This is a genomic window from Klebsiella michiganensis, assembly GCF_002925905.1.
Taxonomy (GTDB): Bacteria; Pseudomonadota; Gammaproteobacteria; order Enterobacterales; family Enterobacteriaceae; genus Klebsiella; species Klebsiella michiganensis.
Window position 1 is genome coordinate 21911 of the sequence record NZ_PRDB01000002.1, and the last position, 23500, is coordinate 45410.

General features: G+C 56.9%; 22 protein-coding genes and 2 pseudogenes. 11 read left to right on the forward strand and 13 right to left on the reverse strand.

Translation table 11 applies throughout. The features are described 5' to 3' along the window. Window positions 1-6 precede the first annotated feature (6 nt). Entirely contained in the window at window positions 7-1503 is a 1497-nt protein-coding gene (locus CDA56_RS07205; protein ID WP_046877255.1) for an aminotransferase-like domain-containing protein, read from the forward strand. A 69-nt stretch (window positions 1504-1572) separates the two neighbouring features. On the opposite strand, the pseudogene CDA56_RS31530 reads toward CDA56_RS07205, so the two are convergent. The 5 genes and pseudogenes from CDA56_RS31530 to CDA56_RS07230 form a co-directional block, all read right to left on the reverse strand. Beyond that, window positions 1573-1689: pseudogene (locus tag CDA56_RS31530) on the reverse strand (RNA polymerase sigma factor); the annotation flags it as partial. Between the two features lie 61 nt (window positions 1690-1750). Next, a complete protein-coding gene (locus CDA56_RS07215) occupies window positions 1751-2299 on the reverse strand; it encodes a tetratricopeptide repeat protein (RefSeq protein WP_046877254.1) in 549 nt (182 codons plus the stop codon). A gap of 111 nt (window positions 2300-2410) precedes the next feature. Beyond that, window positions 2411-2557, reverse strand: a pseudogene (locus CDA56_RS31210) (cytochrome b); the annotation flags it as partial. A 298-nt stretch (window positions 2558-2855) separates the two neighbouring features. After that, on the reverse strand, window positions 2856-3602 hold the full coding sequence (locus tag CDA56_RS07225) for an SDR family NAD(P)-dependent oxidoreductase (RefSeq protein WP_025107943.1): 747 nt from the start codon (window positions 3600-3602) through the stop codon (window positions 2856-2858). A 70-nt stretch (window positions 3603-3672) separates the two neighbouring features. Continuing rightward, window positions 3673-4362: a helix-turn-helix transcriptional regulator gene (locus tag CDA56_RS07230; RefSeq protein ID WP_025107944.1), complete on the reverse strand. Its 690-nt coding sequence runs from the start codon at window positions 4360-4362 to the stop codon at window positions 3673-3675. Window positions 4363-4645: 283 nt separating this feature from the next. On the opposite strand from CDA56_RS07230, the gene CDA56_RS07235 reads away from it, so the two are divergent. Both CDA56_RS07235 and oqxR read left to right on the forward strand, forming a co-directional pair. Next, a complete protein-coding gene (locus CDA56_RS07235) occupies window positions 4646-5266 on the forward strand; it encodes a histidine phosphatase family protein (RefSeq protein ID WP_064406354.1) in 621 nt (206 codons plus the stop codon). 248 nt (window positions 5267-5514) lie between these two features. Beyond that, window positions 5515-5994, forward strand: coding sequence for an efflux pump transcriptional repressor OqxR (gene oqxR, locus CDA56_RS07240; protein WP_004121015.1), 480 nt, complete (start codon window positions 5515-5517; stop codon window positions 5992-5994). Window positions 5995-6057: 63 nt separating this feature from the next. On the opposite strand, the gene oqxB is transcribed toward oqxR, so the two are convergent. Both oqxB and oqxA read right to left on the reverse strand, forming a co-directional pair. Beyond that, window positions 6058-9210 carry a multidrug efflux RND transporter permease subunit OqxB gene (oqxB, locus tag CDA56_RS07245; protein WP_025107946.1) on the reverse strand — a complete coding sequence of 1051 codons (3153 nt, stop codon included), beginning with the start codon at window positions 9208-9210 and terminating at the stop codon, window positions 6058-6060. Window positions 9211-9234: 24 nt separating this feature from the next. After that, window positions 9235-10410, reverse strand: coding sequence for a multidrug efflux RND transporter periplasmic adaptor subunit OqxA (oqxA, locus tag CDA56_RS07250; protein ID WP_032720794.1), 1176 nt, complete (start codon window positions 10408-10410; stop codon window positions 9235-9237). 337 nt (window positions 10411-10747) lie between these two features. On the opposite strand from oqxA, the gene CDA56_RS07255 reads away from it, so the two are divergent. Next, window positions 10748-11122 (forward strand): helix-turn-helix domain-containing protein, encoded by a 375-nt coding sequence (locus tag CDA56_RS07255; RefSeq protein WP_025107948.1) that lies wholly within the window; start codon window positions 10748-10750, stop codon window positions 11120-11122. Window positions 11123-11196: 74 nt separating this feature from the next. On the opposite strand, the gene CDA56_RS07260 is transcribed toward CDA56_RS07255, so the two are convergent. Beyond that, on the reverse strand, window positions 11197-11991 hold the full coding sequence (locus CDA56_RS07260; protein ID WP_009653008.1) for an AraC family transcriptional regulator: 795 nt from the start codon (window positions 11989-11991) through the stop codon (window positions 11197-11199). Between the two features lie 77 nt (window positions 11992-12068). Here CDA56_RS07260 and CDA56_RS07265 point away from each other — a divergent pair, with 77 nt between their 5' ends. The 7 genes from CDA56_RS07265 to CDA56_RS07295 all read left to right on the forward strand — a co-directional run bounded on the left by CDA56_RS07265 (window position 12069) and on the right by CDA56_RS07295 (window position 18843). Further along, complete coding sequence (locus CDA56_RS07265; protein ID WP_102803566.1) at window positions 12069-14108, forward strand: FUSC family protein; 2040 nt, start codon at window positions 12069-12071, stop codon at window positions 14106-14108. After that, entirely contained in the window at window positions 14098-14313 is a 216-nt protein-coding gene (locus CDA56_RS07270; RefSeq protein ID WP_014229155.1) for a DUF1656 domain-containing protein, read from the forward strand. The genes CDA56_RS07265 and CDA56_RS07270 overlap by 11 nt, the downstream gene beginning before the upstream one ends. After that, the gene (locus tag CDA56_RS07275; protein ID WP_102803567.1) at window positions 14310-15233 is read left to right on the forward strand and encodes an efflux RND transporter periplasmic adaptor subunit; all 924 of its coding nucleotides are present in this window, start codon (window positions 14310-14312) and stop codon (window positions 15231-15233) included. The genes CDA56_RS07270 and CDA56_RS07275 overlap by 4 nt, the downstream gene beginning before the upstream one ends. Before the next feature lie 110 nt (window positions 15234-15343). Next, on the forward strand, window positions 15344-16144 hold the full coding sequence (locus tag CDA56_RS07280; RefSeq protein ID WP_102803568.1) for a hypothetical protein: 801 nt from the start codon (window positions 15344-15346) through the stop codon (window positions 16142-16144). 373 nt (window positions 16145-16517) lie between these two features. Then, the gene (gene asd, locus CDA56_RS07285; protein ID WP_025107953.1) at window positions 16518-17636 is read left to right on the forward strand and encodes an aspartate-semialdehyde dehydrogenase; all 1119 of its coding nucleotides are present in this window, start codon (window positions 16518-16520) and stop codon (window positions 17634-17636) included. A gap of 72 nt (window positions 17637-17708) precedes the next feature. Further along, window positions 17709-18245, forward strand: coding sequence for a dihydrofolate reductase family protein (locus tag CDA56_RS07290; RefSeq protein ID WP_102803570.1), 537 nt, complete (start codon window positions 17709-17711; stop codon window positions 18243-18245). A 106-nt stretch (window positions 18246-18351) separates the two neighbouring features. Further along, window positions 18352-18843, forward strand: a complete 492-nt coding sequence (locus CDA56_RS07295; RefSeq protein ID WP_042945062.1) for a DinB family protein — start codon at window positions 18352-18354, stop codon at window positions 18841-18843. Window positions 18844-18967: 124 nt separating this feature from the next. Here the strand turns inward: CDA56_RS07295 and CDA56_RS07300 are convergent, their stop codons facing one another. Genes CDA56_RS07300 through CDA56_RS07320 form a run of 5 tightly spaced genes read right to left on the reverse strand, consistent with a single transcriptional unit; the run spans window position 18968 to window position 23357 of the window. Then, window positions 18968-19783 (reverse strand): phytanoyl-CoA dioxygenase family protein, encoded by an 816-nt coding sequence (locus CDA56_RS07300; protein ID WP_102803571.1) that lies wholly within the window; start codon window positions 19781-19783, stop codon window positions 18968-18970. Window positions 19784-19806: 23 nt separating this feature from the next. After that, entirely contained in the window at window positions 19807-20976 is a 1170-nt protein-coding gene (argE, locus tag CDA56_RS07305; RefSeq protein WP_025107956.1) for an acetylornithine deacetylase, read from the reverse strand. Beyond that, window positions 20969-21643, reverse strand: coding sequence for a DUF1028 domain-containing protein (locus tag CDA56_RS07310; protein ID WP_014229145.1), 675 nt, complete (start codon window positions 21641-21643; stop codon window positions 20969-20971). The genes argE and CDA56_RS07310 overlap by 8 nt, the downstream gene beginning before the upstream one ends. Continuing rightward, window positions 21640-22074, reverse strand: a complete 435-nt coding sequence (locus CDA56_RS07315; RefSeq protein ID WP_004139129.1) for a RidA family protein — start codon at window positions 22072-22074, stop codon at window positions 21640-21642. The genes CDA56_RS07310 and CDA56_RS07315 overlap by 4 nt, the downstream gene beginning before the upstream one ends. A gap of 23 nt (window positions 22075-22097) precedes the next feature. Continuing rightward, a complete protein-coding gene (locus CDA56_RS07320) occupies window positions 22098-23357 on the reverse strand; it encodes a flavin-containing monooxygenase (RefSeq protein ID WP_103814222.1) in 1260 nt (419 codons plus the stop codon). Window positions 23358-23500 lie beyond the last annotated feature (143 nt).

Here is a 23500-nt window from a genome sequence, read left to right on the forward strand (position 1 = left end):
CTATAGATGGCGCCCCGCTTCGCCTGTATAGTCAGATTTATCAAAAAGCAGACTATACAGATGACGATGTCCGAAATATCCCCGCCGACGCCCCGCTACCGCCGTATAGCCGATATGCTGCGGCTGACGCTTGCTTCAGGCGCTTTACGGGCTGGCGATCGCATTATCTCCGCGCGTAAACTGGCCGAACGCGAACAGGTCAGCCTCCCCACGGCCCTGGAAGCGCTGCGTTATCTTGAGGCGGAGGGCCTGATTATCGCGCGACCGCGTTCAGGCTATTTTGTCCGCCAGCCAGCCGCCTCCGGAAACGAACAGCGCGCTGCCTCTTTGCCCGGGCCGGTGCCGGTGACAATGTCCGCCATTGCCCGGTCGCTGTTCGGTAGCGCTGAAGCGCGTCTGGTGCCGCTTGGCGCCGCGCTACCCGATCCCGCCTGGCTTCCCGTGGATGCACTACAGCGGGCGCTGCACACCGCCGGTCGTCGGCTTGATGCGCGCGGGCAGAGCTACAGCCTGCCCCCGGGAAGAGCGGACCTGCGCAGAAAGATTGCCGCACGCGCTGCGCAGTGGGGCGCTCTTTTTGGCGCGGATGACCTTATCATTACGGCAGGCGCAACCCAGGCGCTACGTCTGGCGCTCCGCGCGGTATGCCAGCCTGGCGATGCTGTCGCGATAGAGCAGCCCGCCTACTTCGGCACGCTTCTGCTGCTGGAAGATCTGGGTCTGAAGGCGTTACAGATCCCCACAGACCCGATTGAAGGCTTATTGTTGGCGCCCCTTGAAGAGGCTATCCAGCGCCACCGCCCTGCGGCCGTGCTTGCCTCACCCACGGTGCAAAATCCGCTGGGTGCCAGCATGCCCGTGGCGCGCAAACAGGCGCTGGTGGCGCTGCTCGCCGATAAGGGCATCCCGCTCATTGAGGACGATGTGTATGGCGATCTGGCCGGTGGCGCCCAGCGTCCGCCCGCGTGTAAAGCCTTCGACAGGGACGGAAATGTGATTTATTGCAGTTCGCTGTCGAAAACCCTGGCGCCGGGCTGGCGAATTGGCTGGATTGCTGCCGGACGCTACCACTCCGCGGTATTGCAGGCCCGCATGGCCGGAGAATGGGCAGGCGCGCCGCTGATTGAAGCCGCGGCAAACGAGATCCTCGCCAGCGGCGATTACGACAGGCACCTGCGGCACCTGAAGCTGCGGATTGCGGAAGGTATGCGCGCCATCATCACCCGAGTTGAAGCCTGCTTCCCACCGGGCACGCGCGTCGCGGCTCCGGAAGCCGGCTTTTTGATTTGGGTACAACTCCCCTCCAGGATAGATGCGCTGGAGGTACATCGTCGCGCACTCGCCCTGGGCATTGGCGTCAGTCCGGGGCCGCTGTTTTCCCCGGGCGCGGCGGAACTGCAAAACTACCTGCGCCTGAACGGTGCGAATGAACCCACCCCCGCGCTTTTGCATGCCGTTGAACAGCTCGGTATCGTATGCCACGAATTGGCCAGGGAACATTGACAGCGGCTATTGCCCGGGGCCGGTCAATTGGAGATAAAACCAGGATAGGGTAACCAATCGGGACGGGCAACGTGTCGGCCGCCTCCTCGGGGTGAACCGCGCGCTTTTTTCAAGCGCGCGGACACAGGCAGACTGAACCAGCTCTTCGACAACCAGAACCAGCCCATAGCGTCACAGGCGTGTCAGATATGCAGCAAGATGCTGACGGACGCCGCTGGTCGTAATTTTTTTATCCTCATACTCTTATTCAGGACTCAGCATGACCGTCGATCGCTGCCTGAAGATCCCGGTACTCCTCGCAGCTATGGCCGCACAGCGTGGCGATAGTTTTCAATTGCTCTTTTGCCAGGTCAGGACGGCCTTTCGCCAGCCATGCTTCACCAAGGTATTCACGTACTTTGGCATAGGTCGGATCGAGCGCGATTGAACGCTGATAGTAGCCGATGCCCTCATCGGTACGGCCCAGCTTACGCGTGGCATAGCCCCGGTAATTCCAGGCTTCCGCGGTATCGCCATTTTTCAGGGTGTTGAGCAGGTCCAGGGCCGCCTGGTACTCCCCTTTTTTGGCCAGATGATAGGCATAACGCGTTTTGTCTTCATCGCTGAGCTGGCTTGTTTTTTCAGGGACGCACTGTTTTTTCGTGCTGTCATACACCTGTCCGCTGGGGCAGTCCGGCGTTTTGCTATTGGTACTATTGTCACCTGCGGCCAAAACCGGCGTGGTCAGCAGAGCAAACACCACGGGCAGCAGCAGACGTTGATTAATGGCGGAATGTAAAAACGACAACGTGTTCATAGTGAACTCCGGGTTAACGAAAAGAACGGCAAGGCAGCATACGACGCGGTATGCTGTCCCGTAGCAGATAGTGAGGGAAAAGCGCGCAGCAAATATGACCGGCCCGCCGCTTTTTTTCAGGGGCGTTCCCCGCTCCAGCGGCTCCCGGATATGTGCGCTTGCAAACAGGAAAATGACATTGGCTGCGGTGACCCAATGCCGTGCCAGGGTAAAACTATCGCGGCACTGTTGTGTTAGCGGTTGCGTTGTTGCAGTCATAAATGATGACTCCATCAGTACGTTGATGATGAGTTAACGCCACAACCTTTTAATCTATTCGATAAAAAATACGTTTTTTCGTTTTTTATCGCCGGGCTCAGGTACGATCCTTCTTCGCGCCCTCGTATGAGTATATATCCCCGTTTATTCCTTCACATTTCTGGCGACGCAGCGAAGAGGAGTATCTTGTCGCCAAATATCAGTGATAGCCAGCGCCGGGCTGACGCTGACGGAACGGCCCGGCATGCCCCTGGCCTCTGACGCGGTAAAACGGAGGCTTAAAAACCTAACGGGAATGTCACTCAGCTAAAAAACCACCATCAATGGGATAAACGCCTCCGGTACAGAACGCTGATTTATCTGACAACAAAAACAATATGAAGTCTGCGATTTCCTGCATTTTTGCCATCCTTTTCATAGGGTGGCTATTTGCGAAACTGCGTACGATATTTTCAGGGAATTCGCTTATTCGTGGGGTTTGGACATAGCCCGGAGCGACGGCATTGATGCGAATGCCTTGACATGCAAACTCCAGCGCTGCGGTTTGGGTTAAACCAATTATACCATGCTTAGCGGCGGTGTAAGGCGCCAGCCCAGGAATGCCAACCAGACCATTTACTGCAGATAAATTAACGATAGCGCCCCCCATCTTCATCATCTGAGGTATCTCGTATTTTAGGCAGTAAAAAACGCTGCTCAATGAGGTGGCAATGACCTTATCCCAGTTTTCAACTGTCTGCTCTGTTATCTTTTTACCATGCTCACCTGTTATGCCTGCATTATTGACAGCATAATCAAGCCTGCCAAAATAGTTGATAACGTCATCTATCATTTGCCGTACTTGTTCGGGCTGTGACACATCGCATCCGATCCCCATTGCTGGTTGTCCCTGTGAAGACAATTGTTTCGCTTTTTGTTTCGCCTCCTCTGACGAGCGGGATACAATGACGACCTTCGCGCCATGTTTGTGTAACTGCTCTGCGACTGCCTCGCCTATACCTGCAGTGCTGCCGGTGATAACAGCCACTTTATTTTGAAAATTCATAATCCCCCCTATGACGTAGCATTGAGTCTTACATCTGAGGAAGTATACAAATTCGCAGTGACAGTTTTTGTCAGTACTCTTTCTCCGGGCCGATCCCCTCTTTCATTCTCCATTTATTCAATAAAACTAACCTGCTTTCACTATACCTGGAATCCAGCGGCACAATGCCTTGTATTTTGTCCGTTCTAAAATGACGGAAATCCTTTCTCATTTCACACCATGCAACCAAAAGCCAGCATGACTCCATATATACCAATGCGATGGGCCATATGACTCGAGAAGAGTTAACATTGCTCTTATCACAATACTTTATTTTGATCCTCTTTCGTTTTTTAATCGCATTACGCAAGTCTTCAAAAAACACCTCATTCTTTTCTGTGGGACCGGTCAGATAGGATTGACTCTCAATAAGATTTTTTAATTCGCCGGGAATAACGGCATGTATTTTGGCAAGCGCATTCCTTGCGTTTTTTTTGAAATCATTATCCGTATTATGAGAAACCCAATTAAGCCCAAGTATAATAGCATTGATTTCTTCATGAGAAAGATTTAAGGGCGGTAAATGAAAGTCAGACTTAACGATATAACCAATTCCAGCCCCCCCTTCAATGCACACGCCTTGCTGCTGTAGCGTTTTTATATCTCTGTAAAGGGAACGCACGCTTATTTCTAATCTTTCTGAGAGAGCGGATGCCGTGATCGGATATCTTTGCGCCCTTAATATCTGTAGTAATTCGAGAAGCCTTTCTGTTCTGGTCATGCTGATAAATCCATCTTGATCCTGAGACGATATCTTAACGCCTCTGTTGGATAAATATCTTAGTATAAAGCAAACGTACATGCTTAAGCTGAGTGGTTCCCCGTTGTTTAATACACCGCGACAGGACATAGGGTGAGTTTGGTAGGCAGTGCTTTGTGCCAGAAGCGGACATTATCGCTGGATAATATCCAGAAACCGGCTTCAAACGTTCACCATGCTACACTTTCGCCCTGAATCAGATAAACAAACGGGTAGTCACGTTGGATAACGGATCTCAAATACGATGAAAGTGATATGGGTGAGGCATGCAGAAACCGAGTGGAATCATAGAGGGATTATTCAGGGGCGTCGCGACAGCTTCGTAACCCACCGCGGTATGCAAGAAACAGCGGCGTTACTGACAGCGCTGACGAAAGAGGCATATCCGATAGAATGTGTTTACAGCTCCCCGCTTGGGCGCGCCTTGCACATGGGGCTGAAGCTGTCTGAAGGTCTTGGCTGCCCATTAAAAGTTGAAGAATCTCTTAAGGAACAGTCGTTTGGTTGCTTTGAAGGGATATCTTTTGAGCACTTCAGGCGAGACAATCCGCGTGATGCAGATGCGTTGCTCGCCCTTGATGCAGCCTATTGTCCCCCGGAGGGAGAGTCGTTAGCCCAGGCGACTCGACGCGTGATAAATTTCTTACGACACCTGCAAAATACCAATGAACATCAGATCGTCTGTGTTGTTTCTCACGGGCATGTCAGTCAGGGCGTGCTGGCGTTACTTAAAGAGGGGACTCTCGATAACTTCTCTCGCTATGCTCACCCCAATGCGAGTTACTCTGTTTTCGATTTTACGGACGGCAAATGCGCCGCGCTCAGATGGGGGATGGCTACCCACCTCATTCAACTTCAACGATAAACGCCCATTAAGACCCCGGGGGTCCTGTGTGCCCGAGCGGGTATTAAATGCTGATACATTTTTCATCAGTGCCTCACGCCATGGCGTGAAGCGTCGGCTGGTCCCGCTCTCACTCACGCTTTTTTACCTGGTGGGAAAAGCGCAGATTGCTTCAAAAAAATTACCGTATTTGGTATATTGTTGTTTATTGCTTACTCACCTCTGCGGTGCCAAAAAGAACAAGATTCACCGCTACCCAGGATAAGAAAATGTTAGATTACCGCTTCCCGACAGCTTTGCAGATGGTTCTCAGCGTAGCAATGGCGGAGCAGTTGGGTGAACGTTCGACGAGCGCGATTCTGGCCTACGGCCTGGAAGCGAACCCGAGCTTTATCCGCAAACTCATGGTTCCTCTCACGCGTGACGGCATTATTGTCTCAACGCTTGGCCGCAACGGCTCTATTCATCTTGGCCGCCCGGCGGAAGAGATCACCCTGCGCGATATCTACGTCTCCGTTATCGAAGATAAAAAACTGTGGGCGTCGCGCCCTGACGTCCCCGCCCGCTGCGTGGTCAGCGCGAACGCGTGCTGGTACTTCAAATCTATCGCCGATGAAGCGGAGCAGGCTTCGCTACAGGTACTGGCACGCCACACCGTGGCAAGCGCGCTGGAAGAAGTGAAAAAAGCCGACACCAGCGGGTGCGATCCGGTGCCTGAACTTATCGCCAAATATAAAGAAGCCCATTAATTTTCCTTGAGCGAAAAAAAACCGCCTTCACTGTGAAGGCGGTTTTTTGTTATCTGCCGCACCCTACGCCGGCGAAACGTCCTCGACTGGTTTACCGCGCGTCACGAATTTACGCAGCGTCACGTAAAACACCGGGGTCAGGAACAGACCAAACAGCGTCACCCCCAGCATCCCGGAGAACACCGTGATCCCGGTAACGCCGCGCACTTCCGCGCCCGCGCCGTGACCGAGGATCAGCGGGATGGTCCCGGCAATAAAGGCGATAGAGGTCATCACAATCGGGCGTAAACGCAGGCGACACGCCTCCAGCGCCGCTTCCATGATCCCTTTCCCCTGGATTTCCAGCTCGCGGGCAAACTCCACGATCAGAATCGCGTTTTTACAGGCCAGCCCCATCAGCACCACCAGCCCCACCTGTACGAACACGTTGTTATCGCCGCCGGTCAGCCAGACGCCAAACAGCGCGGAGAGCATCGTCATCGGCACGATAAGGATTACCGCCAGCGGCAGCGTCCAGCTTTCATACAGCGCCGCCAGCACCAGGAACGCCAGCAGCACCGCCACCGGGAAGACGATCAGCGCCGTATTGCCCTGCGTGGCCTGCTGGAAGCTCAGATCCGTCCATTCGATATTCATCCCGTTCGGCAATATCTGGCCGGACATCTTCTCCAGCTGCGTCATCGCCTGCGAGGAAGAGAGTACGCGCGGATCGGCATCGCCAATCAAATCCGCCGCCGGATAGCCATTGTAGCGAATCACCGGGTCCGGCCCGTAGGTGGTGCTGATATTCACCATACTGCCGATTGGCACCATTTCGCCCTGATTATTCCGCGTGCGCAAATTGGCAATATCCTCCACGCTTTCGCGGAACGGGCCGTCAGCCTGCGCCATCACGCGCCAGGTCCGCCCGAACTGGTTAAAATCATTGACGTAAGACGATCCCAGATAGGTTTGCAGCGTACCAAACAGATCGGTGAGCGACACGCCCTGCGCTTTCGCCTTATCACGATCGACCTGGACATCCAGCTGCGGCACGTTCGCCTGGTAGGTGGAGATCGGGAAGTGCATCCCCGGCGTCTGCATAATGGTACCGGACATCGCGTTTACCGCGCTTTGCAGCGCACCATAGCCAAGACCTGCCCGGTCCTGAATATAGAGCGAATAGCCGGAACCCTGGCCGAGCCCTAAAATCGGCGGAGGCAAAATAGAGAAGCCAAAGCCCTGCTGGATTTGCGCGATTTTCGCGTTGATCTCAGCGTTAATTTCCGCCGCCGAATGTTTACGCTGGTCGAACGGCTTCAGGCCAAAGAAGACCGTTCCGGTATTCGGCGTATTGGTGAACTGCAGCGCGTTAAGCCCCGGAAACGCGACCGCGTAATCCACGCCTTCGGTATTCATCCCGATTTCGCTCATTTTGCGGATCACCGCATCGGTGCGCGCCAGCGAAGAACCTTCCGGCATTTTCACGCCGCCGATTAAATACAGTTTATCCTGCGTCGGTATAAATCCGCCGGGTACCGCTTTAAACATGACGCCCGCCGCGCAGAGCAGCAGCACATAGACCACAAACACCGCCCCGCGTCGTCCGAGCGTTTTTCCCACCAGCCCCTGATAGCCGTTCGAGCTGCGGTGGAAAAAGCGGTTAAACGGACGGAAAATCCAGCCGAAAAGACGGTCGATAAGCCGGGTCGGGAAGTCTTTCGGCGCGCCGTGCGGTTTTAGCAGCAGCGCGGCCAGCGCCGGAGAGAGCGTCAGCGAGTTGATGGCGGAGATCACCGTGGAGATGGCGATCGTCACCGCAAACTGCTTGTAGAACTGGCCGGTTACGCCCGAGAGAAACGCCATCGGCACAAACACCGCGCACAGCACCAGCGCAATGGCGATAATCGGGCCGGACACCTCACGCATCGCCTGATGCGCCGCGGCGAGCGGAGCCAGCCCTTCCTCGATATTTCGCTCGACGTTTTCCACCACCACGATGGCGTCATCCACCACGATGCCGATGGCCAGCACCAGCCCGAACAAGCTCAGGGTATTCAGCGAGAAGCCCAGCAGGTAGAGAATGCTGAAGGTACCCACAACCGAAACCGGCACCGCGATCAGCGGAATAATTGACGCGCGCCAGGTTTGCAGGAACAGGATCACCACCAGCACAACCAGCACCACCGCTTCCAGCAGCGTTTGCACCACCGCGCGAATGGAATCGCGAACAAATACCGTCGGATCGTAAGGCGCCGCCCATTTCATATCCTGCGGGAAACGCTTCGACAGCTCGTCCATTTTGGCGCGCACCGCGTTAGACAAATCGATGGCGTTCGCCCCCGGCGACTGGAAGATACCAATCCCGACCGCGTCTTTATTGTTCAGCTGGGAACGCAGCGCATAGCTGCCGGAGCCCATTTCGATACGCGCCACGTCGCGCAGGCGGACGACCGTACCGTCCTGCGTTGTTTTCAGGACAATATTGCCAAACTCTTCTTCGGTATGCAGGCGCCCCTGGGCGTTAATGGAGATCAGAAAGTCGCTCTCTTTCGGCAGCGGCTCGGCGCCAAGCTGCCCGGCGGAAACCTGGACGTTCTGCTCCTGCATCGCCGTGACCACATCCGACGCGGTTAATCCGCGCGCCGCCACCTTGTTGGGATCGAGCCAGACGCGCATCGCGTATTCGCCCGAACCAAAAATCTGAATTTGGCCGACGCCGGGCAGGCGCGCCAGTTCATCCTTCACCTTCAGCGTGGCGTAGTTACGCATATACAGGGAGTCGTATTTACCGTTTGGCGAAAACAGATGCACCACCAGCGTCAGCGTCGGCGACTGCTTCTGGGTGGTGATCCCCAAACGCCGCACATCTTCCGGCAGACGCGCTTCGGCCTGCGATACCCGGTTTTGCACCTGAACCTGCGCCTGATCGGGATCGGTACCCGGACGGAAGGTTACGGTGGTCACCAGTACGCCGTCAGAACCGGCGACGGATTTCATGTACATCATATTTTCAACGCCGTTGATCGCCTCTTCCAGCGGCGTCGCCACGGTCTCGGCAATCACTTTCGGGTTGGCGCCCGGATACTCCGCGCGCACCTGCACGCTGGGCGGCACGACGTCAGGATATTCGCTCACCGGCAGCAGCGGGATGGCGATTAATCCGGTGATAAAAATCAGAATCGACAGAACGGCGGCAAAAATCGGCCTGTCGATGAAAAAACGGGAAAAGTCCATGGGTTGGATTCTCAGGTCAAGGGATCAGTTGAGGGCGGTGCTGGCGGTCATGGCCACGGTTTTCGCGTTAACCGGCATGCCCGGCATAAACACTTTCTGTAGACCATCGACGATGACTCTGTCGCCCGGCTTCAGCCCCTGCTGCACGATGCGCAAACCGTCCGCCAGACGCCCCGGCGTAATATCACGGCGCTGCGCTTTACCCTCTTTATCAACGACATAAACATATTTGCGATCCTGATCGGTCAACACCGCTTTATCATCGATAAGCGTGGCGTTGAATTCCGCGCTGCCCGGCAGGCGGACGCGGGCAAAGAGACCCGGCGTGAACTGACGCTGCGCGTTATCCAGCAGCGCGCGCATCCGGATGGTGCCGGTGCTCGGCGTTAACTGATTATCCAGAAAATCCACTTTGCCCTGATGGGGGTAGCCCTCTTCGCCAACCAGGCCAATCTCCACCGGCAGCGCCAGGTGATTGCTGGACGCGCCCTGCCCGCTGCGGGCGAGATTTTGATAATGGAGGTAGGTCGACTCGTCCACGTCAAAGTAGACGTAAACCGTCTTCTGCGACACCAGCGTGGTGAGCACGCTGGCGCTGTCGCCGGCGGTGACGAGGTTACCGCTGGTGATCAACGCCCGGCTGGCGCGGCCATCGATAGGCGCGGTCACTTTGGTGAAGTCCAGGTTAAGCTGCGCGGCGTCGACTGCCGCCTGGGCGGCGCGAATGTCGGCCTGCGCCTGGGTGGCCGCGGCGCGGCGCTGCTCCCACTCTTCGCGGGAGACCAGGTTGGTATTGACTAATTTATCGGTACGGTTAGCCTCGCTTCGCGCCAGGCTGGCCTGTGTTTTGGCTCGCGCCAGCGTCGCCTGCGCCTGTTCCAGCGCGGCGCGGTAGGTTCTGTCATCGATAGTGAACAGCACCTCCCCCTTTTTCACCTCCTGGCCGTCGGTGTAATTCACTTTGTCAATGTAGCCGGAGACGCGGGGTCGCAGCTGGACGCTTTCCACCGCTTCAATCCGACCGTTAAAGCTGTCCCACTGACTAATGGATTTGACGACCACATCAGCGGCGCTGACGGCGGGCGCCTGCGGCGCGGCGTTTTGCGCGACGCCCTCATCGCATCCAACGAGGAGCGCCGAGAGCAGCATCACGCCCGGCACAGTCAGATGAAAGTTACCCCAGTATTTTTGCAGGCTCATTATTTTTATTCCGGTATTGGTAGCCGCCGGGCAAGACGCTGCGGGAGACGCCGCGCCACTTCCTTTGTCCGGTAGCTGGCTTAAGGCCATTTGTGTCGTTCATCGCCACAAAACTGTAACAGTTGCGAATACACTATCGCGGCGATTGTAGGAAGGCGCTAAATTTAGTGCAAGAATAATTGTTGCACTTTATGTGCTATTCCTGGCGCCTAAAAATGGCGCGTTTCCGGCATGGATTTAAATGCAACAATAAAACTTGCAATTAGTGCAAAAACGGGCCACCTTTAAATGCAACAGATAAAGATGCTTTTTTAGACGCTGCGTAGAGGTACATCAGATGAACACTGGCGCATTCATTCACGATTTACTCGACTGGATCGACAACAATCTTGATAGCCGTCTGGATATTGGCACCGTCGCCAGGCGAGCAGGCTATTCGAAATGGCATCTGCAGCGGCTATTTAAGGAGCATACCGGTTATCCTCTCGCCGAGTATATTCGCGCGCAAAAGCTACAAAAATCGGTCGAGCGCTTAGCCCACAGCGACGAACCGATTTTGAACGTGGCGATCGCCCTGGGCTTTGACTCCCAGCAGTCCTTCAACCGCAGCTTCAAGCGTCAGTTCGGCCAGGCCCCCGGCGCATGGCGCCGCAGCATCGGCAACCCGGATACGACGGGATTACGCCAGCCGCCTCCGCCCTTCTCTGACTAAATTTTGCGCTCGCCGCGGCGCTGTGGCCGCGGCGGATATTAAGCGCCTCACTCCGCATCCAGCCTGCGCGCCGCTCAGGGATCTGCCGTTCTTCGACCGGCAAAGTAGTGCGCGGGGGTGCTCCCCATCGTTTTTCTGAACATGGTGATAAACGCGTTGACCGACTCATACCCCAGATTAGCCGCCACGTTTTGCACCGATACCCCGCTTGCCAGCTCCCGCAGGGCAATAATCAAATGCAGCTGCTGACGCCATCGCCCGAAGGTCAGGCCGGTTTCGCGCAGCATCAGGCGTGCTAATGAGCGCTCGCTGAGCGCCAGCCGTTTCGCCCAAACTTTAAAGGTGCTGCGATCCTCCGGGTGGCTGACCAGCGCATCCGCCATGGCGCGGATCTTAGGATGCGCCGAAACCGGCAGACTCAGCTTCTGCTGCGGCATGGTGGCCAGCTCATCGAGCGTCACTCTGGTCAGCCTGCCGACATGGCTCTCCGCGGCGTAATCGACGTCCGCATTCGTTAAGCGGTCAACTAACGCTTTAATCAGCGGCGAAATCGCCAGCGTGCAGCATTTCTCCGGCAGCGCGGCGGCGCCGGGTTCAATAAACAAATAGTTGAGATGCGCATTCCAGGTCGCTTTGGCGCTGTGCGGGATCCCACCGGGGATCCACACCGCGCAGTCTGGCGGCACTATCCAGATATCGTTTTCCGCACGACAAATCACCGCCCCATAGAGGGCAACGATCAGTTGTCCCTTGCGGTGGGTATGAACCGGCACTTCTGCCGCGTAATCAACGAAATCAATATGCCGCGCGACGGCAGGGCTCGGCGTGCTATCGGGATCAAACAGGGTATGGGCAAGTCTGGATGGCATCTCATTGGCAACATTTAGGTATTTTTTGACAGAATAGAGTATTTAAGGAGACGCGCAAAGCGGGAATAATTCCCGGCATGAGCACATTAACTTCCCATCACAGCCGTTTTTTACACGCGATAAGCCGTTGGTCAGGCCGCATAGCCTCTCCCTCGCTGCTGAGCGACGCCCATGCCCTGCTCTATTCCGTCAGGAGTTTTGCCGCCGCGATGCTCGCCTATTACGTTGCCCTGGCGATTGGCCTTGAACGGCCCTCATGGGCCATCATCACCGTCTACATCGTGTCGCAAACCTCGGTGGGCGCGTCCCTGAGCAGAAGCCTTTATCGCCTGGCCGGTACCGTGGCCGGCGCGGGGGCCACGGTATTGATTGTGCCGACGTTTGTGAATACGCCAATTCTATGTAGCGTGATTCTGGCAGGCTGGATCACCTTCTGCCTCTATTTATCCCTGCTTGAACGCACGCCCCGCGCCTATGCCTTTGTGCTGGCCGGTTATACCGCAAGCCTGATTGGTTTTCCCGCCGTCGCCGATCCCGGCACGGTGTTTAACATCGCCCTCATCCGGGTACAGGAAATCGCGATCGGTATCGTCTGCGCCGCGCTGATTCACCGCTACATTTTACCTGCCCGGATATCAGGGCTGTTCAACAGCAAATTAGCCCAGACGCTGCACGCCGCGCGCCAGCGGATTGCCGACACCCTGGCAGGCAAGGCCGACGCGCAGTCAGAGCCGCTGCATCTGGCGCTGGCGCTACAGTTTCTGCAGGGTATCAGCCACCATATCCCGTATGATTTTGCCCTTTCGGTTCCGGCCCGCCAGGCCAGGAAAGCGCTCCATGACAGGCTGGCGCGGTTAGTGATTGTCAACGGCGAAGTGCGCGATCGTTTGCAGATCATCGCCGAGATGCCCGCCGCGATGCAGGCTCTACTGAATGACGTGCAGGTCTGGCTGACCTGCGACGATACCGGCCAACGCAAAAACGCCGCAGAAGCGCTGCACCAGCGCAGCGCGCAGTTAGCGCAGCGGCTCGCGGCGCAGGCGCGGACCTTTGAAGATGCGCTGCGGGTAAATTTCTTACGCTACATCGCTGAGTTGATTACCCTCCTGCAACAGTGTGAGCGGCTTTCGGAGACCATTCATCACGCCAGGCCTGCGCCAGCGCAGGCGGAAGATCGTGCGGCGACAGGATACGTTTTCCATCGCGATCCCCTCAGCGCCGCCCGCACGGCGCTGGGCGCTTTTGTCATCATTCTGAGCGGCTGTCTGCTATGGATTTACTCTGCCTGGCCCGATGGCGGCACGGCGGTGTCGATTCTCGGGGTTTGCTGCACGTTGTTTGGCAGTTTCGACACGCCGGCCCCGCATATTGTGAAATATATTATCGGCTCTGTCTGGGGCGTAGTGATAAGCCTTATCTATAGCTTCGCCCTGCTTCCTCCGCTCAGCGATTTCCCCGTGCTGGTGGCGGTGCTTGCCCCGGTCTATCTGCTTGCCGGATCGCTGCAGGCGCGGCCCCCCACGACCTTTATGGCCATGGGGATAACGCTGACGCTGCCGGTACTGTGCGAGCTGGGCGCGCGCTACAGCGGCGACTTCGCCGACGCGGCCAACACCGCGATCGCCCTGTTTTTCGCGACCGGCTTTGCGGTTATCGGCATGAGTTTGCTGCAAACCGTACAGGCGGACGCGGCGATAAAGCGTCTGCTGAAACTGTGCCAACGCGATATTCGCCGCAGCGTGAGCGGCGTATTTAAAGGCGATGAAACGCACTGGACCAATCTGATGATCGACCGGGCCGCCCTGCTGCTACCACGCTTGCCGCGCAGCGGGCAGTCCTCCGCCCGGGCGCTCGATCGCCTGGTGCACTTTCTGCGCATAGGCCTCTGCGTGATGCGCCTGCGCCGTTGCGAAACGCCCGCCGGCAGCGATATCCAGGAGGTGCTTTCTCGTCTTACCCACACAACGGAGACCGAAGCCTTACGCGAGCGCATTGCCGCCATGGCGAACCGCTGCTTGCCCGCGAGGGAGGAACAATCATGCCAGTTTGTCGACCGACTGGTCGATCTGCACTGCGCGTTACGGACGCAGAACGAGGAACCCACCCATGATAAATGACATCAATATCGGGGGCGTTTTTATCCCCGGACTGCTGCTGACCGCGCTCATTGCCCTGGTCTGTACGCTGTTACTCGTACCGCTTTTCTCCTGCAGCAGGCTTTACCGCCGCTTGCCCTTACGCCCGCTGCTTGATGTTTCAACCTATATCGTGACCTTTTTCCTGCTTTTGCAGGGCCTGACCACACTGGGGTTATTCGCATGAAATCTTTTTTCTCTTTGCTGGGCCGTTACGCGCTGACGTTAATCGCAGTAGCGGTAGCGGCCTGCGTGGCGTTTATTTTCTGGAAACAGTATGCGCAGACGCCCTGGACGCGCGATGGCCGGGTTCGGGCAGATGTGGTGCAGATTGCGCCGGATGTTTCCGGGCCGGTGAGCAGCGTGGCGGTGCGGGATAATCAGTGGGTTAACCGCGGCGATGTGCTTTATGCCATCGACCCGCGCTGGCTGAAGCTGGCGGTGCTCAGCGCGCAGGCCGACGTCGAAGCAAAACGTCATGAAATGCTGATGCGCCAGGATGCCGCCCGGCGACGCGCGCTCATCAAAGGGGTCATTTCCGGCGAGGATATCCAGCAAACAGGCAGCGCAGCGCGCGTCGCGGCGGCCAATTATCAGGGGGCGCTGGCTGCGCTGGAACTGGCGCAGCTGAATTTATCCCATGCAACGGTGCGCGCCCCGGTTACCGGCTACGTGACGCATCTTCGGCTCCGCCCCGGCGACTACGCCGCGGCGGGAGAGACAAAGATCGCCGTGGTCGATGCGCACAGTTTCTGGGTGGTGGGCTATTTTGAAGAGACTAAGCTGCGTCATATTCGCGTCGGGAGGGCCGCACACATTTCGCTGATGGGGTTTGACCCGCTCATCACCGGGCACGTGGAGAGTATCGGCCGGGGGATCGATGATAGCAATGACGAGACCGGCGGGCTGGGGCTGCCGGATGTCAATCCCACCTTCAGCTGGGTGCGACTTGCGCAGCGAGTCCCCGTTCGTATTCAGTTAGATAAGATACCGGAAGGGATTGAACTGGTGGCGGGACTATCCGCCAGCGTTTCCATCCTGCCTGAAAACCCTGACGGCGGGCGTAGCGGAGGATCGGGCTACGTGGCTCAGGCTATCCACCCATAGTGGACCCGAGACTCAATGAGGAAACGACGCTTCCTGCAAAAATATCTGGCCCGAATATACCGAACTCGATATTCTGTAATGCTTTGTATTTTTTGTGAACAGGAAAAAGTATGCTTAGTACGTTACCCGATTTACACAGAAGTTTTGCAGAGCAACTCAAGCTTAACGTTCAGTCTGACGCCCGGATTCACTCCCTGCTCGGGGGCGGATCGCTTATTCATGGCGGATTTGATAAATACTCCGATTTGGATTTTGTCGTTGTGGTAGACCCTCTCTACTACGATGAAATCATGGAGCAGCGTGTGGCGTTCGCCGGAACAGCAGGCAACCTGCTGCATGCGTTCGCCGGGGAACATGTCGGAGAGCCTCGCCTGCTGATATGCCTGTATGGCCCTGAACTCCTCCATGTCGATCTGAAATTTGTCACCCTGGACATGCTCACTCAACGCGTTGAGGAGCCGGTAGTGTTATTTTCTCGCGATCGCCATGCCCTGGAGCGACATCTGGCACAATTTCGGGCCCAGTGGCCTGACATGACGCCGGAGTGGTTTGAGTCCCGAGCCTGGATCTGGCTTCATTATGCGGTGGTTAAACTGGGAAGGGGCGAACTTTTCGAAGCGATGGGTATGCTGTCATTCTTCCGGGAGCAAGTGCTGGGACCGATGCTGTACCGCCGCGCCAATCTACCGCAGCGTGGGGTTCGCCGCATTGAATGCCACAATATCGATCCTGAGGGCCTGCTGACCTCCACGCTGACCACGCACGATCGTGACTCCGTCAGCATCGCCATCAGCAAGGCGGTTGACGCTTATATCAATCTGCGCGCTGATGCGCTGCCTGAAAATATCGCGGACGATGCGGCACGACGGGCGCTCCTTGCCATGCTGAAAGCGTATTCTGAACGGGTTTAAACGATACTTCCGGCCGCTTAAGTGGCCGGAATGTAAAAGAGAGTCTGATACACATCATTGAAGGCCCGCTCCTCCTCATTGCAAACCCTGGCTTTGTTGAGTCTGGCAGCTATATGCCAGAAGCGGATGTCTTAAGCCTGTTCTTTCCTTTAAACGCGAATACCGCAGGATATCGACCTGAATATTATTGATTTCATATCAAATACTTGCAATGGATTTTTAGCTATGGAAGAGATAAAAATCGCTGATGCTATATGAAACATTTTAATAATGACGGAATCGGATGTTGTTCGTAATGACCTTTAATTTGGAATGAGATATAACGTGCCTCGAAGAAAATTAACATTCTCATAACGTAATTAGGGTTAAGCAAATGAAGCAGGTTGGCATTGTTGGTTGGCGAGGAATGGTCGGTTCTGTTTTGCTACAGCGAATGATCGAAGAGAACGACTTCGACAATATATCGGCGCATTTTTTCAGCACCTCCAGTGCAGGAGCCGCCGGTCCTGTCATTGATGGCGTCAGCTACACACTTAAAGATGCTAATTCCGTAAGTGCGCTGGCCGAAATGGACATCATCATAACCTGCCAGGGCGGGGATTATACCAAAGCAATATACCCTGCTTTGCTTAACCATGGCTGGGAAGGCTACTGGATTGACGCGGCCTCAGCGCTACGGATGGATGAGAAAGCCTGCATTATTCTCGACCCCGTCAACCGCAACAATATCGATCGTGCAATTAAAGAAGGTATTAAACTTTTTGTCGGCGGCAACTGTTCCATTACGCTGAGTCTTATGGGGCTGGCTGGGTTGATAAAGGCTGACTTGATCGAATGGATGAGTGTGATGACCTACCAGTCCGCATCGGGTGCTGGTGCACAGTATGTACGGGAACTCATTGCGCAAAGTGCCTACATAAGCCGCCATTTATCTCCGGATGAGCTGGCATCCTCAGGTTCAGTGCTTCCGTTAGTTAATAAGGTCAGTGAATTGATTAACAGCGCTGATATGCCGACCCAAAACTTCGGTGCACCTTTGATGGGCAGCATCATTCCCTGGATTGACAGCGATTTAGGCGATGGCAATAGCCGTGAAGAATGGAAAGGTGAGGCGGAAACCAACAAAATTTTAGGCCTGTCTCCCGGTACGATCCCGGTAAACGGCTTATGCATACGCGTCGGCGTGATCCGCTGCCACAGCGCTGCTATAACCCTTAAGCTCAAGCGTGAAGTCAACGAAGAGGAATTTGCAGAATTAGTGATGAATTCCCACCCCTGGGTTAACTATGTGCCCAATAACAAGGAAGAGAGTGTCCGTACCCTGACACCGGCCTGTATCAGCGGTTCGCTTAAGGTGGGTATTGGCCGTTACAAGAAAATGTCGCTAAACAATGAACCGATCTACTCGGTCCTGACGGTCGGCGATCAGCTATTGTGGGGAGCAGCGGAACCATTACGCCGCATGTTGAATATTTTGGCTGGCAAAGCGTGAATCATATTATGTGGACAAAACACCTCCCCCTAAACTCAACGGCATAGATACAAGCTGAATACGGAGCACTTGATGGTCACCACACATGTTTTTATCGCGGTCAGTCTTGATGGTTATATCGCCCGACAGGATGGCGATATCGACTGGCTGTTGCAGCGCGATGACCCGACAGAAGATCATGGCTATGCCGCATTCATCGCGGACAAAGATTGGATCGTTATGGGCCGGGGGAGCTATGAGAAAGCGCTGACTTTTGACCAATGGCCTTACGATCGACCCGTGCTGGTTCTCTCCCGACAGCTAACCGATACCGCCATTCCCGAGGCGCTGAAGGGCAAAGTGCAGCTCTCAAGCCGCACGCCGGGGGAAGTGCTTGCTGACCTGGCGGCGCAAAACGCGCATCGCGTCTATCTGGATGGCGGGCAGGTAATACAGTCGTTCCTGCGTGAAGGTCTGGTCGCCGATATCGTTATCACGATCGTTCCTGTCCTGCTCGGTTCGGGAAAACCATTGTTCGGATCCCTGACCAGGGATATCGATTTGACGCTGTTATCAAGCCGCAGCTTCCCTTCGGGACTGGTGCAGTCGCACTATCGGCTGACGTCATAAACGGCATATAAACCTGACGGCGGCCTACGCTAAAGCAACAGTACCGCCCTGCCAGCGGTACTGAATGTTACTGATATAATCACAAAATAGATAAAAGAGGTGACGCATGGGTACTGACAAAATAGCTACGCTGTTTAGATACAAACGCTGGATAGATATTGAAACGCTACAAGCGATTAAAAGAATTGATGCGTCTGCGAATGCAGAAAAACGCCATCTGACGCTCAGATTAATGAATCACATACATGTGGTTGATATGATCTTCCGCGCTAACATTACCGGCCAGAAGCACTCCTACACCGCACTGAACACGCCAGAGACGCCCTCTGCCGATGAGCTTCTGAGAACAATGACTGAATGTACAGACTGGTATATTCAATACGTCAATGCTATGTCCCCCGTTGACCTTGCTGAAACCATTAAATTCCAGTTTGTCGATGGCGGACCTGGTGAGATGAAGGCGGTTGATATGCTCAATCATGTGCTGTTTCACGGAACATATCATCGCGGCGCTGTAGGTTGGCTACTTTCAGAAAGTGGTGTCACCCCACCCAAGGACGTACTGACCGTCTTTCTAAGAGATCATAACCACGAGTAACCGAGTCATATCAATTTCCTCCCTTAGCCCTTAAAGCAAAAAATTAAGGAGCTTCGATCCCCTCAGTCAGTGAGTGAAAACCTTTTGCCGCAAGATGGGCGGGGCCTCGCCCGCCCTGCCGCCGCTACCGCGGCCAGACCTGCGGAAACTCATCGGCGACAAGCGGCTCTCCGTCGCGAAGCTTAAGCCCCGGAAACGGCGGCGACGTCACGCCGCCGCGGTCGGCGAATGTCGCATCATCCCCTACCCAACGGGCGGAAAATACCCGCCGCGCGCGGGCGGTTGAATTGCCCTTTGCGCCATGCAGCGTGCGGAAATGAAAAGCGACCGCATCGCCCGGCTCCAGCGCCCAGCTGACGATATCGTAATCCTCCTGATGGGCATCAATGTCCGGCAGCTCTTTAAAGCGCGAATGGGAATAGAGCTTTGAACCGTTAAACCGCGTTGGGCTGAACTCATCGTTCCAGCGATGGGAACCGCGAATACAGCGCAGCGAAATCGCCTCCGCTACCGGATCGAGCGGGATCCACAGGCTGACATTCTGCCGCCCCTCCACGCAGTAATAGGGCTGATCGTGGTGCCATGGCGTTACCGTACTGCCGCCGGGCTGTTTCACCAGCGTGTGCTCGTGGAAAAACTTCGCCGTCTGCGACCCCATCAGCGCCGCGGCGATCTCCGCCGCCGGCGACTGAAAAACAAAATCGCGAAATTCCGGGATTCGTTGCCAGTTACAATAGTCCTGAAAAAACGGCGCCGAACCGTCCTCGGGGATCACTGTCCGCGCGTGACCGTACTCGCTGGGGTTCGCCATCAGCGCGGCGACGCCGCGCGACAGGCTCTCGATCCACGGCGTGAACACGCCTTTAAGTAGCACGACGCCGTCGGCCTGCCAGCGGTCGACGGTCTGTTGATCAATAAGCGGGGAGTTCGGGTTTTGCATAGTCGCCATCCTGTGTTGATAAATCAGCGAAGAGAATCGGAGGGATCGGCGCGCATCCAGGCGCAAAGGTTTTCCAGCATCGCCATACAGCGTTCGGTCTGGGGAATACTGATATATTCGTCCGCCTTGTGGCCCTGAGCCATGCTGCCCGGCCCGCAGATCAGCGTCGCGACGCCCGCCTCGTCAAACAGGCCGCCTTCGGTGCCGTAGGCGACGGTGGTGAAATCGTCGCTGCCGCACCACTGCGCCAGCCAGCGGGCGAACTCTGACTGCGGGTCGCTCAGCAGCCCCGGATAGTGGCTCAGCGTCTGGAAATGAATATCGCTGCGCTGCGCCACCTTGCGCATCGCCGGAAGCAGCTGCTCGCGGGCATAATCGCCCAGGGCGTCGGTCACGGCCTGCGGGCGCGTGCCGGGTAAATAGCGAATCTCAAAGTCGAACCAGCAGGATTGCGGAACGATATTCAGCGCCGCGCCGCCGTGAATCGTCCCCACCTGCAGCGTGCCCGAGGGCGGCGAAAACCGGCTATCCTGCTGCTGCGCAAGGCTTTCACCCAGCGCGTCCAGCCGGGAAATCAGCCTGGCCGCGTAGCTGATCGCGTTAACCCCTTCCGGGGCGTAGGCCGAGTGGCAGGAGTGCCCTTCCACGCGGCAGCGCACCGCGAGCTTGCCTTTATGGCCGTAGACCGGGCGCATGTCGGTCGGCTCGCCGATAATGCACAGCGCCGGTTTCCCGGCGGAGGCGCGGAGAAAATCCACCAGGCTGCGCACGCCCAGGCAGCCAACCTCCTCATCATAAGAGAATCCCAGGTGCAGCGGCATCCGCAGCGGCGCGGCAAGAAACGCCTCCAGCGACGCCAGCACGCAGGCGATAAACCCTTTCATATCCGCGCTGCCGCGACCGTAGTAGCGCCCGTCACGTTCGGTAAGGGCGAACGGCGGCACCGTCCACGCCTGACCATCCACCGGCACCACGTCGGTATGGCCGGAGAGCATCACCCCGCCGGGGCCGGTTGGCCCAAGGCGGGCATAGAGGTTTGCCTTGCGCCCTTCGTCGTCATAAAACAGCTGCGACGTCACGCCGCGCGCGCGCAGAAAGTCGCCGATCCAGGCAATCAGCGCCAGATTCGACTCGCGGCTGGTGGTATCAAACGCCAGCAGCGCGCCGAGGATCTCACGCACGCGGTTATTCATCGCCCGGCACCCCGTAGGTCGGCGCTTCGCGCGGGTCAAGCGCGCGGGTGATGTACGCTTCCATCTGCGGCTCGTAGGCCAGCCACAGCGCTTCCAGCGCCGCTACCGGGCGTTCTTCCGCCCAGTCGACGCGTAAATCCACCACCGGCCAGGCGTAATCCTCCACGACTTTAAGCGCCGCCGAGTGCTCCGGCCCGGCTTCGCCGCCCGCATCGATACCCGCCTGCAAAGCCGCGATCAGGCGGCTGGCCAGTTCGCCGCTGGCGGCTTCGAACGCCGCCGTCATGGCGGTAATCACCTGCGGGTTGGCCAGCATATTCCCCGCCGCCACGCAGTTCTCGCCCTGCGCCAGCTGCCAGATGCCGAGCGTATGCTCGCCGCTGAACACGGCGCTCTCGCCGCTGGCGTCGATGACCGCCACCTGGCGATAATCGCTAAACCGGTCTTCGCCCAGCGCCTGCGTCAGGGCCTGCTGCGGCGTGAGCCCCGCCTCAAGCCCGGCAAGAATCTGCGGTCCGAGCGCGGGCAGCGTGATGTTCTGGCTGGACACCGCGCCAACGCCCGCCAGCAGCCACGGGCAGCGGGCGCCGACGGCAATGCTGGATGAGCTAATCGCAATGCCCAGTTGACCCGACTCCGGGCACAGGGCGGAAATAGAGAGGGTCATGGTGCCTCCTGCGCATGCCAGTCGTCAGGGATCACCGCCGTAACGTCAATTTCCATCAGCCACTGCGGCTGCGCGAGAGCCGATACCACCACGCCGGTCGAAATGGGAAACACGCCTTTGAGCCATTTCCCCACTTCCTGGTACACCGGTTCGCGGTAGCGCGGGTCGATCAGATAGGTCGTCGTTTTCACGATATGCGTCAGATCGCTGCCAGCCTCTTCCAGCAGCTGTTTAACGTTCTTCATCGCCTGTTCTGCCTGGGCGCGCGGGTCGCCCAGGCCGATCAAATTGCCGTCAAAATCGGTACCCACCTGACCGCGAACGTACACGGTGTTTCCCGCGCGCACCGCCTGGCACAGATCGTTATTGAGCGTCTGATTGGGATAGGTTTCTTTGGTGTTAAACATCCGAATACGGGTATGGGTTGGCATAGGTTGCGTCCTCAAATCAGGCATTAGCAGGAAGGTTGATAGCGTTGATACTGGCGCTGAATGGCAATCTGATCGGCGATATATTTCGCATCGTGCCAGACGCCCCAGATAAAGGTTGAGCCACGGCGGGAGAGCCACGGCAGACCGAGGAAATAGACGCCCGGTTCGCTGGAAACGCCGCGATGATGCTGCGGGCGCTGCTGTTCATTAAAGGCGTTGACCTTCAGCCAGCGGTAATCGGTGGTATAGCCGGTAGCCCAGATAATGCAGCTCACCCCCGCGGCTGCCAGGTCGAGCTCGGTGAGGGGCTGGGTCAGGCAATCGGGGTCGGGCAGGAAAAAGCGCGCTTCCGGCTCTTCCGGCAGCGACAGCCCGTTGCGGGCGATATACTTATCCGCGGCGTCGAGCAGCGCCAGATAAGAGGCGTCGCCGAGACGAATGTTGTCCGCCAGATCGGCACGGAATACGGCTTTGCCCTCGGTAAAGCCGTGCGTCTGTCCGACCAGGGTAATTCCCTGGTGCGCCAGCTGGCGAAAATCAACGGTATGACCGCCGCGCGCGCCGCTGACCGCAATCGTCACGTGCTCTTTGCCGGGCTGATTGGCCGCCGCATCCCACAGCCCTAACACTCCCAGCCACCAGCAAAAATCGCGCTGGCGGTAGCGGCGCGGTGGCCGATCGTGCGCGCCGACGGAGAGCCACACCGCGCGCCCCGCCCGGCGGAGTTCTTCGGCGATTTGTACGCCGGACGATCCCGCGCCAACCACCAGCACGCCGCCTTCAGCAAGCTGCTGCGGGTTGAAATAGTGCGCGGAATGTATTTGCTCAACTGCGCTATCCTGCGGCGCGATGGCCGGTATCACCGGGCGCTGGAACGGCCCGGTGGCGGCGACAATACGCTGCGCCTCAATCACGCCCAGTGACGTTTCCACGCGAAACCCCGGTCGGCCGTTTAAGCGCTCGGCGCTAAAGACCTCAATGCCGGTTTTGATCGGTGCATTAAAGGTTTTGGCATACGCGGCGAAGTAGTCGGCGATCTGCTCTTTGGCGACAAAGCTGTCGGCGTCGCAGTCGGGAAAGGTCATGCCGGGAAACCGATCGTGCCAGGCCGGGCCGTTGGCCACCAGCGAATCCCAGCGGCCGCTGCGCCAGGCCTCAGCGATGCGTTTTTTTTCCAGCACCAGATGCGGAATGCCGTGATGCGTCAGATGCTCGCTCATGGCGACGCCCGCCTGCCCCGCGCCTACCACAAGGGTATCGATCTCTGTAATCTGCTCTGTCATATCTGTGTCCTTCAAGCACGGTTGTCCGGCTTATCCGCCGGGATTGACAGAACTCAGGTTAAGTAAGTGTGATGAAATGGTAAATTATTATAAAACGATCGTCTGAATAGAAATTTACGAGGCTGAATGACGCGACAAGAAAA